Consider the following 11,366-nt stretch of genomic DNA (forward strand, 5'->3'; position numbering starts at 1 on the left):
AGGGGCTCCGCCGTTGGCCGGACACCCCGCGACAAACCACCGCACGTGCGCAATCCCGACGAACGGCGGACAATGGAAGCCTTGGCGGCCCGCCACGCCGCCCCTCCCGCTTTCCGCTGCAAGGATTCCCCCATGGCCGCCCGCAAGTCCCCTGCCCCCCTGATCGAAGTCACCGCCCGCCCCGGCCAGCCCCTGGGCATGGCGCCGGCCACCTTCCTGCGCGACTTCTGGCAGAAACGCCCGCTGCTGATCCGCAACGCCTTCCCCAATTTCCAGACCCCGGTACAGCCGGAAGACCTGGCCGGGCTGGCCTGCGAGGAAGGCGTACTGGCGCGCCTGATCGAGCACGACAAGGCCCGGGACGGCTGGCGCGTGCGCACCGGTCCGTTCCAGGAAGACGTGTTCCCCGCCCTGCCCGACCACGACTGGACCCTGCTGGTGCAGGACGTGGACAAGTGGGACCCGGACGTGCGCGCCCTGATCGAGCACTTCAGCTTCCTGCCGCGCTGGCGCATGGATGACGTGATGATCAGCTTTGCCGCCACCGGCGGCTCGGTCGGCGCCCATGTCGACCAGTACGACGTGTTCCTGCTGCAGGCCCATGGCCACCGCCGCTGGCAGATCGACGCCAGCGAATCGATCAAGGGCAAGCAGCCGCCGCTGGGCTTCCGCCCGGACGTGGAGCTGAAGCTGCTGAAGGTGTTCAAGCCCACCCACGACTGGGTGCTGGCGCCGGGCGACATGCTGTACCTGCCGCCGAACGTGCCGCACCACGGCGTCGCCGAAGACCCCTGCCTGACCTTCTCGTTCGGCATGCGCGCGCCGTCCTCGGCCGAACTGATCAGCGATTACCTGGACACCCTGATCGCCGATGCCGACGAGAACATCCGCTACCAGGATGCCGACCTCAAGGTGCCGGCCGACCCGAACGAAATCGACACGGTGGCGATGGCGCGGGTGATCACCGCGCTCAACGCCATCCGCATGAACGACCCGGACAAGCTGGGTGACTGGTTCGGCCGCTTCATCACCACCTACCGCGCCGCCGGCGAGGTGATGGCCCACCAGGCCGCACCGGCACCAGAGGAAGTGGTCCAGGCGCTGGCCTCCGGCCTGCTGCTGCAGCGCCACCCGTGGGCACGCCTGGCCTGGCGCCGGGCCAAGCGCGGTGCCAGCCTGTACGTCAGCGGCCAGGACTTCGCGTTGCCGGTGAAGGACGCCCAGCGCCTGGCCGCTGCCGAACAGCTCGATGCCACCGCCTACCGTGGCCTGTCCGACAAGGGCCGCGCCGTGCTCCAGCAGCTGCTGGTCGGCGGCGTGTTCCAGCTGATCGACCCGGATGAGGTGTACGAGGCCGAAGACGAGGAAGACGGCGAGGATGCCGTGGTGCTCGGCGAGGTCGTTGAAGGCCGTGACCGGGTGGATGCGATCGACGCCGACGCGGTGTCCGACGATGTCCACTCCGTGACCGTGCACGACGACGGCATCGAGGTCATCGTCAACTTCGAGGACGGCGAAGACGACGACAGCACTGGCCGGGCCTGAGCCCTCACCATGATCCGGGTCCAGCAGGTCAGCCACGCCGACGCCCACGTCGCCATCCACGACGTGCGCCAACGCGTGTTCGTGCAGGAACAGGGCATCGCTGCGGAACTGGAACGCGATGCGCTGGACCCGGTCAGCGCCCATGTGCTGGCGCTGGACAGTGACAACCAGCCGGTCGGCACCGGCCGCCTGGCCCCGGACGGCCGCATCGGCCGTATGGCCGTGCTGGCCAGCCATCGCAGCCACGGGGTCGGTGAGGCCCTGCTGGAGGCACTGGTCGAGGCCGGGCGCAGGCTCGGCCTGGCCGAACTGCACCTGCACGCCCAGCTGCCCGCCCGTGATTTCTATGCCCGCCAGGGCTTCCTGCCGGAAGGCGAGGTGTTCGAGGAGGCCGGCATCGGCCACCAGCAGATGCGCCGCCGGCTGGGCGCGGCCAGCGCGATCGACCGCCGCGCCGAAGCGGTGGCCATCACCACGGCCATCGTCCACCGCGCCCGCCGCCAGTTGTGGCTGCACAGCCGCCAGCTGGACCCGGGGCTGCTCGATGCGCCGCCGGTGCAGGCCGCCCTGCGCCGCTTCGTCACCGCCCGCCATGACAAGCAGCTGCGGGTGATCGTGCACGATGCCGCTGCGATCGCCTCTGCCGGGGCACCGCTGCTGGCGCTGGCCCAGCGCCTGCCAAGCGTGATCCAGTTCCGCGAGGTCAGCGATCCGGTCGACCGCGCGCTGGCCTCGGCCTGCCTGCTCAACGATGCGGGCGACTTCTACTTTCGTCTGATCGGCCATCGCCTCGACGGCGAGGCCGGCATCGCGCTGCCGGCACGTTCGCAGCCGTTCGAGCAGCAATTGCAGCGCGTCTGGGACCGTTCGCGCGATTGCAGCGAACTGCGCGCGCTCGGCATCTGAGCCGGCACCGCTGACCCAACCTGTCTGGAACCGGCACCAGCGGACGCGGGATACCTGTGGTGGTGCCCCTTCGTGTCCCGTTGGGGGTACAATTTGGCTGTTTGAACGCGCCCGCGCAGGGCTATTCATCTTCCTGCCGGGTCCTTCTGAAGCCATACCCCACAAAGCGAATCAACACCCTCCATCGTGGACAATCAACTGAAGCAGTTTGCGCAATCTTCGCAACTCGCCGGCGGCAACGCCTCCTATGTCGAGGACCTGTACGAGCAGTACCTGGTCTCCCCGGATAGTGTCGATCCCAAATGGAAAACCTACTTCGACGGCTTCAAGGGCCGCGAAGCAGGTGACATTCCGCACTCGGCCGTCATCTCCCACATCGCGGACGCGGCCAAGGATGCGCTGAAAGCTGGCACCGGCACCGGTGCGGGCGACGAGCGCGAGCGCAATGTCGGTCGTCTGATCACCGCCTACCGCTCGCGCGGCCACCTGGACGCCCGCCTCGATCCGCTGGGCCTGGCCGCGCCGGTCAACACGCCCGACCTGGGCCTGCCGTTCCACAGCCTGTCCGATGCCGATCTCAACAGCGAGTTCAGCACCGGTGGCGTCGGCGGCCAGCCGCGCATGAAGCTGCGCGACCTGCTCGCACGCCTGAAGGCGACCTACACCGGCTCGATCGGTGCGGAGTTCATGCACATCTCCGAGGTCGAGCAACGCCAGTGGATCTACAAGAAGCTGGAAGCGGCTGGTGGCAACTACCAGCTGGACGCTGACACCCAGCGCCGCACCCTGGAGCGCCTGACCGCGGCCGAAGGCCTGGAGCGCTACCTGCACACCAAGTACGTCGGCCAGAAGCGCTTCTCGCTGGAAGGCGGCGACTCGCTGATTCCGATGATGGACACCATCATCCGCAGTGCCGGCAAGGATGGCGTCAAGGACGTGGTGATCGGCATGGCCCACCGCGGCCGCCTGAACGTGCTGGTCAACACCCTGGGCAAGAACCCCCGCAAGCTGTTCGACGAGTTCGAAGGCAAGTTCGAACACGACGAGCACGCTTCGGCCGGCGACGTGAAGTACCACATGGGCTTCTCCGCCGACGTGGCTACCGACGGTGGCCCGGTGCACCTGGCACTGGCGTTCAACCCGTCGCACCTGGAAATCGCCGACCCGGTCGTGGCCGGTTCCGTGCGTTCGCGCCAGGAGCGCCGCAAGGACACCGCACGCAAGCAGGTCATGCCGATCCTGATCCACGGCGACGCGGCCTTCTCCGGCCAGGGCGTGGTCATGGAGCTGTTCCAGATGTCGCAGGCCCGCGGCTTCGCCGTCGGCGGCACCGTGCACATCGTGGTCAACAACCAGGTCGGCTTCACCACCTCCAACCCGCTGGATACGCGCTCCACGCGCTATGCCACCGACGTGGCAAAGATGATCGCCGCCCCGGTGCTGCACGTGAACGGCGATGATCCGGAAGCCGTCGTGTTCGCCGCGCAGCTGGCCTTCGAGTTCCGCCAGAAGTTCGCCAAGGACGTGGTCATCGACCTGATGTGCTACCGCCGTTGGGGCCACAACGAGGCCGACGAGCCGGCGATCACCCAGCCGCTGATGTACCAGGTGATCCGCAAGCACCCGACCACCCGCGAGATGTACGCCGAGCAGCTGGAAAAGGCGGGCGTGATCGCCGCCGGTGCCGGCAAGGCGATGGTCGATGCCTACCGCGAGAAGCTCGATGCCGGTGAAGTGACCACCGAGCTGGCCAAGGTCGAGAAGACCCCGCCGAGCAGCCCGCTGTTCGTCGATTGGCCGAAGCTGCTGGAAGGCAAGCTGTCCGACCCGGTCTCGACCAAGGTCGAGAAGAACAAGCTGGTCGAGCTGGCCAGGCTGATCAACACCATCCCGGACGAAGTGCAGCTGCACTCGCGCGTGGCCAAGGTCTACGACGACCGCCGCAAGATGGCCGCCGGCGAGATTCCGGGCGACTGGGGCTTTGCCGAGAACCTGGCCTACGCCACCCTGCTCGACGAAGGCCATGCGCTGCGCCTGGTCGGCCAGGACGTCGGCCGCGGTACGTTCACGCACCGCCACGCGATCCTGCACGACCAGAAGACCGACAACTACTACATGCCGCTGCGGCAGCTGGTGGATTCGCCGGAGAAGGCCACCGTCATCGACTCGCTGCTGAGCGAAGAAGCAGTGATGGCCTACGAGTACGGATTCTCCACCACCGATCCGAACACGCTGTGCATCTGGGAAGGCCAGTTCGGCGACTTCGCCAACGGCGCCCAGGTGGTGATCGACCAGTTCATCGCCGCCGGTGAAGCCAAGTGGGGCCGCATTTCCGGCCTGACCCTGCTGCTGCCGCACGGCTACGAAGGACAAGGCCCGGAACACAGCTCGGCGCGCCTGGAGCGCTTCCTGCAGCTGTGCGCCCTGGAGAACATGCTGGTTGTCGTGCCGTCGACCCCGGCGCAGGCCTTCCACATGCTGCGCCGCCAGCTGCACATGACCACCCGCAAGCCGCTGGTGGTGATGTCGCCGAAGTCGCTGCTGCGCCACAAGCTGGCCGTGTCGACCCTGGACGAGCTGGCCAATGGCGAATTCCAGCACCTGATCGGCGACGCCAATGCCGATGCCAAGAAGGTCAAGCGCGTGGTGCTGTGCTCGGGCAAGGTCTACTACGACCTGCTGGAAGACCAGGCCAAGCGTGGCCAGGACGACGTGGCGATCATCCGCGTGGAGCAGCTGTATCCGTTCCCGCGTGCGCTGCTGGCGGCCGAACTGAAGAAGTACGGCAAGGCCACCGACGTGGTGTGGACGCAGGAAGAACCGCAGAACCAGGGCGCGTGGTACCAGATCCGCCACCACCTGCAGTTCTGCCTGGCCGATGGCCAGAACCTGCACTACGCCGGTCGCGCACGTTCGGCGTCGCCGGCTGCCGGTCACATGGCTGACCACGTCCGCGAGCAGCAGCAGCTGATTGCCGACGCACTGGTCAACCCGTTCAACGACACGTTCGCTGAATAATCCTCCCCCTATTTAGAAGACAAACCAGGAAGCTCCCGCAATGGCCACCGAAGTCAAAGCCCCGGTACTGCCCGAATCCGTCGCCGACGGCACCATCGCCACCTGGCACAAGAAGGTGGGCGACGCCGTCAAGCGCGACGAAAACCTGCTTGACCTGGAAACCGACAAGGTCGTGCTGGAAGTGCCGTCGCCGGTTGACGGCGTGCTGAAGGAAATCAAGTTCAAGGAAGGCGATACCGTGACCTCCAGCCAGGTCGTGGCGATCATCGAAGAAGGCGCCGTGGCTGCGGCTCCGGCCCCGGCCGCTGAAGAGAAGAAGGCTGAAGCCGCACCGGCCGCCGCTGCTCCGGCCGCTGCCGCTGCGCCGGCCCCGGCTGCCAAATCGGCCGCCGACGCGCTGCCGCCGGGCGCCCGCTTCACCGCCATCACCGAAGGCGTGAACCCGGCCGACGTCGACGGCACCGGCCGTCGTGGCGCGGTGACCAAGGAAGACATCGTCAACTTCGCCCGCAACGGCGGCGCCGGCAAGGCCGGTGGCGCGCGTCCGGAAGAACGCGTGCCGATGACGCGCATCCGCAAGCGCATCGCCGAGCGCCTGATGGAGTCGAAGAACTCCACCGCCATGCTGACCACCTTCAACGAAGTCGACCTGTCCAAGGTGTCGGCGGCGCGCAAGGAGCTGCAGGACGAGTTCGTCAAGGCACACGGCATCAAGCTGGGCTTCATGAGCTTCTTCGTGAAGGCCGCTGCCAACGCACTGCAGCGCTTCCCGCTGGTCAACGCCTCGATCGACGGCGACGACATCATCTACCACGGCTACTCGGACATCTCGATCGCCGTGTCGACCGAGAAGGGCCTGGTCACGCCGGTCCTGCGCAACGTCGAGCGCATGTCGTTCGCCGACATCGAGAAGACCATCGCCGACTACGCCAAGAAGGCACGTGACGGCAAGCTGGGCCTGGAAGAACTGCAGGGCGGCACCTTCACCGTGACCAACGGCGGCACCTTCGGTTCGCTGCTGTCGACCCCGATCATCAACCCGCCGCAGAGCGCCATCCTGGGCATGCACGCCATCAAGGAGCGTCCGATCGCCCAGAACGGCCAGGTCGTGATCGCGCCGATGATGTACCTGGCGCTGTCCTACGACCACCGCATCATCGACGGCAAGGACTCGGTGCAGTTCCTGGTGGACATCAAGAACCAGCTGGAAAACCCGGGCCGCATGCTGTTCGGCCTGTAAGAAACCTCCCGCCCCTCCGCGCCTGCGCGGAGGGGTTCTGGTAATGCATCAAGGAATAATTCAATGGCTGAACAATTCGACGTCGTCGTCATCGGTGCCGGCCCGGCCGGTTACCACGCTGCCATCCGCGCGGCCCAGCTGGGCCTGAAGACCGCCTGCATCGACGCAGCGCTGGGCAAGGACGGCAAGCCGGCCCTCGGCGGCACCTGCCTGCGCGTGGGCTGCATCCCGTCCAAGGCGCTGCTGGATTCCTCGCGCCAGTTCTGGAACATGGGCCACATCTTTGGCGACCACGGCATCAGCTTCAAGGATGCCAAGATCGACGTCGAGGCGATGATTGGCCGCAAGGACAAGATCGTCAAGCAGTTCACCGGCGGCATCGGCATGCTGTTCAAGGCCAACAAGGTCGCCGCCTACTACGGCTTCGGCCAGCTGCAGCCGGGCAACGTGGTCAAGGTGAAGCAGCACGACGGTTCGGAAGTCGAGCTGAAGGGCACCAACGTCATCATCGCGGCCGGTTCGGATTCGATCGAACTGCCGTTCGCCAAGTTCGACGGCGAGACCATCGTCGACAACGTCGGCGGCCTGGACTTCACCGAAGTGCCGAACCGCCTGGCGGTGATCGGTGCCGGCGTGATCGGCCTGGAACTGGGCAGCGTGTGGAAGCGCCTGGGCGCTGAAGTCACCATCCTTGAGGCCATGCCGGAGTTCCTGGCGGCTGCCGACGCCGAAGTGGCCAAGGCCGCTGCCAAGGAATTCAAGAAGCAGGGCCTGGACATCAAGCTCAATGCCAAGGTCTCCAAGACCGAGATCACCGGCAAGGGCAAGAAGAAGGAAGTCATCGTCACCTACACCGACGCGGAAGGCGAAAAGACCCTGACCGTGGACAAGCTGCTGGTGGCCGTCGGCCGTCGCGCCGCCACCAAGGGCCTGCTGGCCGAAGGCACCGGCGTCAAGGTCAACGAGCGTGGTCAGATCGAAGTCGATGCGCACTGCCACACCGGCGTCAACGGCGTGTGGGCGGTCGGCGACTGCGTGCGCGGCCCGATGCTGGCGCACAAGGGCTTCGAGGAAGGCATCGCGGTGGCTGAGCTGATCGCCGGCCTGCCGGGCCACGTCAACTTCGACACCATCCCGTGGGTCATCTACACCGAGCCGGAACTGGCGTGGGTCGGCAAGACCGAAGCCCAGCTGAAGGCCGAAGGCATTCCGTACAAGGCCGGCAGCTTCCCGTTCGCCGCCAACGGCCGTGCCGTGGCGATGATCGAGCCGGCCGGCTTCGTGAAGATCCTGGCCCATGCCGAAACCGATCGCATCCTCGGCATGCACCTGGTTGGCGCCAACGTCTCCGAACTGGTGCACGAAGGCGTGCTGACCATGGAGTTCAGCGGCTCGGCCGATGACCTGGCCCGCATCTGCCACGCCCACCCGTCGCTGTCGGAAGTGATCCACGACGCAGCGATGGCGGTCAGCAAGCGCGCCATCCACAAGGCAAACTGATCGTTCGGTAGTGCCGGCCGCTGGCCGGCATCACCCGGATATGAAAAACCCCGCCTCGGCGGGGTTTTTTGTCGCTCATTTCCCTGTAGCGCCGAGGCCACGCTCGGCTGCCCTGCAAAGGCCGCCGAGCATGGCCTCGGCGCTACACCTTTCCAGCAGGCTTCTTCGGTGGATCCTCACAGACCCTGTGCTGCACCACCGTATCGCCGACCTTCCATTCCTTCGTGACCCGGCAGCGCTCCCTGGCCTCGGGTACCGCCAGAGGCTTCGCCCCAGCTGCATTCGCTTCGTCGGCACCGGCTGCCTGCTGGCGCTCCAGCCACACCGAAGGGGGTGCCGGAGGTGCGGCCAGCACCGGACCCGCCAACAGGGCCAGACCGACCAGCACCACCGCCCTCATGCGGGCACCGCCCGGCCACCAAGCAGGCGCGCGGGCAGCATGAACAGCGCGCGCAGGAACGCGAACAACGCCGAGAAGGTGATGCCGACCAGTCGGAACGGCAGGCTCAGCAGCCACACGAACGGCCAGGCGATCAGGGCGAGGATCGCCAGCGGCCAGCACAGTACGAACAGCAGGCACCACACACCGAGCGCGAACAGGGTCTTCATCACGGTCTCCTTGGGGCGGCACCCTGCCGCCTGCGGACACCTTGGCGCCCTGCCCTGGCGCCGGCAAACGGTTTGCGACGAAATCGGGCTGGGGGCGATGAAACCGATCCAGCGCAGTGCAACGCCAAGCCCGCGCCCGGCTGCGCTTCGTGGCGACCGCATGGAACCCGCGCTGACAGCGGCTCCTGCCGGTGCCTTGGGCTCTACAGCGCCGGAGCGTGGTTGCCGGCCAGGCCGGCATGACCATTATTCGAACGAACCGACCGAATCGTGGGCCAGGTTGTCGAAGCGGGTGTACTCACCGAAGAACTTCAGTTTGCACGAGCCGGTCGGGCCACCACGGTGCTTGCCGATGATGATTTCGGCCAGGCCCTTGTCCGGCGAGTTTTCCTTGTTGTAGTAGTCGTCGCGGTAGATGAACACGATCATGTCCGCGTCCTGCTCGATTGCACCCGATTCGCGAAGATCGGCCATCACCGGGCGCTTGTCGGTACGCGTTTCCAGCGAGCGGTTGAGCTGCGACAGCGCGATCACCGGCACGTTCAGTTCCTTGGCCAGTCCCTTCAGCGAACGCGAGATTTCCGAGATTTCGGTCGCGCGGTTCTCGCTGTTGCCCGGCACGCTCATCAGCTGCAGGTAGTCGATCACCACCAGGCCGAGATCATGCTCGCGCTTCAGGCGGCGGCACTTGGAGCGCAGCACTTCCGGCGACACGCCCGGCGTATCGTCGATGAAGATCTTGGTTTCCTTCAGCATCTTGATCGCGCTGGTGACGCGGCTCCAGTCCTCGTCTTCCAGCTGGCCGGTGCGCAGGCGCTGCGCGTTGATGCGGCCGTTGGAGGAAATCAGGCGCATCGCCAGCTGCGATGCCGACATTTCCATCGAGAACACGGCCACACCCTTCTTCGACTTGATCGCCGCGTACTCGGCGATGTTCAGCGCGAAGGTGGTCTTGCCCATTGCCGGGCGCGCCGCGAGGATGATCAGGTCGGTCGGCTGCAGGCCGGCGGTCATCGCGTCGAACTCGTTGTAACCGGTCGGCAGGCCGGTGATGTTGCCGCCGTTCTCGAAGCGGTTGCGCAGCTCCTCGAAGGCATCCTTCAGTGCACCGGGCATGGCCACGAAATCGGTACGGCCACGCGCACCCTGTTCGGCGATCGCAAACACGCTCTTTTCCGCCGAGGCCAGCAGCTCGCTGCTGTCGCGCCCCTCCGGCTGGAAGCCGTCGTTGACGATGTCGGTGCCGACCTGGATCAGCTGCCGCAGCACCGCCTTGTCGCGCACGATCTCGGCGTAGGCCACGATGTTGGCAGCTGACGGCGTGGTACTGGCCAGTTCGATCAGGTAGGCGCCGTCACCCACCAGTTCCATCTTGCCCTGCGATTCGAACCACTCGCCCAGCGTCACCGCATCGAACGGTCGTTCGCGTTCGGACAGCTCGCGGATCGCACGATAGATCATCTGGTGATCGCGACGATAGAAGTCGCTTTCGGTCAGCTGGTCGTTGACACGGTCATACGCCTCGGGCGCCAGCATCAGGCCACCCAGTACCGCCTGCTCGGCTTCCACCGAATGGGGCGGTACCCGCAACTGGTCGATGCGCGACTCGTCGCGATCGCGATCGAAGCCATCACCGCGCTCTCTGCGGTTGGAACGGAAGCCGGGACGAGCGGACATGCTGCGGTGTTTCCTGCAAAAGTGGGCCAGACGAGTGTAGGCATGTGCCGCCCCCGGCAGCCATGGACAAGCCTGTGGATAAGCCGTGGGAAAACGGGGGATATCCGCCGGTACCTGGCCAGACTGGCGTGAGAGCGTCGCACTGCCTGCGACGGGCGCCATTGCGGCGCCCGAGCGGGACATTATCGCAGATCAACGCCCCGGGGTCGGAGCCCGTCACTGCGCGCCGGGATCCGACCCTGGGCACGATTTGGGTCGGATCCCCTGCGACGCAGGGGCTCTGACCCCGCAGGCGTCAATCGCCCTTGACGTGCACTGAGATCAACGCCAGGAACCGGTCCACGTAGCCCTGCAGGAACTTCTGCGTGCCTTCGTTGTGGATCGTGCCATCGGCATCGATCAGGCCGTCCTTGAAGTGGATGAATGCCTCGGGCTGGCCCAGCACATGCATGTCCAGGAAGGCCAGGCTGTTGCGCAGGTGCTGCTGGGCCACGGCAGTACCGATCTGGCCGATGGAGGCGCCGATCACCGCCGCCGGCTTGCCGGCAAACGCACTGTCACCGTACGGGCGCGATCCGATATCAATGGCGTTCTTCAGCACGCCGGGCACCGACCGGTTGTACTCGGGTGTCACGAACAGCACCGCGTCGGCGGCGCGCACCTGGTCCTTCAGCCGGGTGCCCTGCGGCGGATAATCGGCGTCGAAATCCTGGTCGTACAATGGCAGATCGCCGATCTGCACGTACTGGAAGCGCGCGCGATCACCGGCGAGCTTCTCCAGCGCATGGGCCAGCTTGCGGTTGCAGGAATCCTTGCGCAGGCTGCCAACGAACACGGCGATGGTGGGGACGGACATCGGGACATACTCCTC

General features: G+C 66.3%; 9 protein-coding genes. 5 read left to right on the forward strand and 4 right to left on the reverse strand.

Annotation, left to right across the window (positions count from 1 at the left end; all coding sequences use genetic code 11):
• The first annotated feature begins 132 nt into the window (after nt 1-132).
• From ACMGRF_RS11040 to lpdA, 5 genes are all read left to right on the forward strand, one after another.
• Nucleotides 133-1,545 carry a JmjC domain-containing protein gene (locus ACMGRF_RS11040; protein ID WP_414485220.1) on the forward strand — a complete coding sequence of 471 codons (1,413 nt, stop codon included), beginning with the start codon at nt 133-135 and terminating at the stop codon, nt 1,543-1,545.
• Between the two features lie 9 nt (nt 1,546-1,554).
• Nucleotides 1,555-2,451, forward strand: coding sequence for a GNAT family N-acetyltransferase (locus ACMGRF_RS11045; protein ID WP_262224194.1), 897 nt, complete (start codon nt 1,555-1,557; stop codon nt 2,449-2,451).
• 186 nt (nt 2,452-2,637) lie between these two features.
• Entirely contained in the window at nt 2,638-5,469 is a 2,832-nt protein-coding gene (locus ACMGRF_RS11050) for a 2-oxoglutarate dehydrogenase E1 component (RefSeq protein WP_134709685.1), read from the forward strand.
• Nucleotides 5,470-5,509: 40 nt separating this feature from the next.
• Nucleotides 5,510-6,709 (forward strand): dihydrolipoyllysine-residue succinyltransferase, encoded by a 1,200-nt coding sequence (gene sucB / locus ACMGRF_RS11055; protein WP_019660411.1) that lies wholly within the window; start codon nt 5,510-5,512, stop codon nt 6,707-6,709.
• Nucleotides 6,710-6,772: 63 nt separating this feature from the next.
• Entirely contained in the window at nt 6,773-8,209 is a 1,437-nt protein-coding gene (gene lpdA / locus ACMGRF_RS11060) for a dihydrolipoyl dehydrogenase (protein WP_005417523.1), read from the forward strand.
• 142 nt (nt 8,210-8,351) lie between these two features.
• Here lpdA and ACMGRF_RS11065 read toward each other — a convergent pair whose 3' ends face one another.
• From ACMGRF_RS11065 to ACMGRF_RS11080, 4 genes are all read right to left on the reverse strand, one after another.
• Entirely contained in the window at nt 8,352-8,609 is a 258-nt protein-coding gene (locus ACMGRF_RS11065; protein WP_111191301.1) for a hypothetical protein, read from the reverse strand.
• Nucleotides 8,606-8,818, reverse strand: a complete 213-nt coding sequence (locus ACMGRF_RS11070; protein WP_014647705.1) for a hypothetical protein — start codon at nt 8,816-8,818, stop codon at nt 8,606-8,608. The genes ACMGRF_RS11065 and ACMGRF_RS11070 overlap by 4 nt, the downstream gene beginning before the upstream one ends.
• Nucleotides 8,819-9,064: 246 nt before the next feature.
• Nucleotides 9,065-10,495: a replicative DNA helicase gene (locus ACMGRF_RS11075; RefSeq protein ID WP_049410515.1), complete on the reverse strand. Its 1,431-nt coding sequence runs from the start codon at nt 10,493-10,495 to the stop codon at nt 9,065-9,067.
• A 295-nt stretch (nt 10,496-10,790) separates the two neighbouring features.
• Nucleotides 10,791-11,351, reverse strand: coding sequence for an NADPH-dependent FMN reductase (locus ACMGRF_RS11080; protein WP_100478456.1), 561 nt, complete (start codon nt 11,349-11,351; stop codon nt 10,791-10,793).
• Between the last annotated feature and the right edge of the window lie 15 nt (nt 11,352-11,366).

Source organism: Stenotrophomonas sp. EMP41, from assembly GCF_047495535.1.
Classification (GTDB): Bacteria; Pseudomonadota; Gammaproteobacteria; order Xanthomonadales; family Xanthomonadaceae; genus Stenotrophomonas; species Stenotrophomonas sepilia.

What these genes read in the sequence shown, in the direction of transcription:
- ACMGRF_RS11075 (WP_049410515.1), bottom strand. Translation starts at nt 10,495, where the DNA reads ATGTCCGCTCGTCCCGGCTTCCGTTCCAACCGCAGAGAGCGCGGTGAT.
- ACMGRF_RS11065 (WP_111191301.1), bottom strand. Translation starts at nt 8,609, where the DNA reads ATGAGGGCGGTGGTGCTGGTCGGTCTGGCCCTGTTGGCGGGTCCGGTG.
- lpdA (WP_005417523.1), top strand. Translation starts at nt 6,773, where the DNA reads ATGGCTGAACAATTCGACGTCGTCGTCATCGGTGCCGGCCCGGCCGGT.
- ACMGRF_RS11040 (WP_414485220.1), top strand. Translation starts at nt 133, where the DNA reads ATGGCCGCCCGCAAGTCCCCTGCCCCCCTGATCGAAGTCACCGCCCGC.
- ACMGRF_RS11070 (WP_014647705.1), bottom strand. Translation starts at nt 8,818, where the DNA reads ATGAAGACCCTGTTCGCGCTCGGTGTGTGGTGCCTGCTGTTCGTACTG.
- ACMGRF_RS11045 (WP_262224194.1), top strand. Translation starts at nt 1,555, where the DNA reads ATGATCCGGGTCCAGCAGGTCAGCCACGCCGACGCCCACGTCGCCATC.
- sucB (WP_019660411.1), top strand. Translation starts at nt 5,510, where the DNA reads ATGGCCACCGAAGTCAAAGCCCCGGTACTGCCCGAATCCGTCGCCGAC.
- ACMGRF_RS11080 (WP_100478456.1), bottom strand. Translation starts at nt 11,351, where the DNA reads ATGTCCGTCCCCACCATCGCCGTGTTCGTTGGCAGCCTGCGCAAGGAT.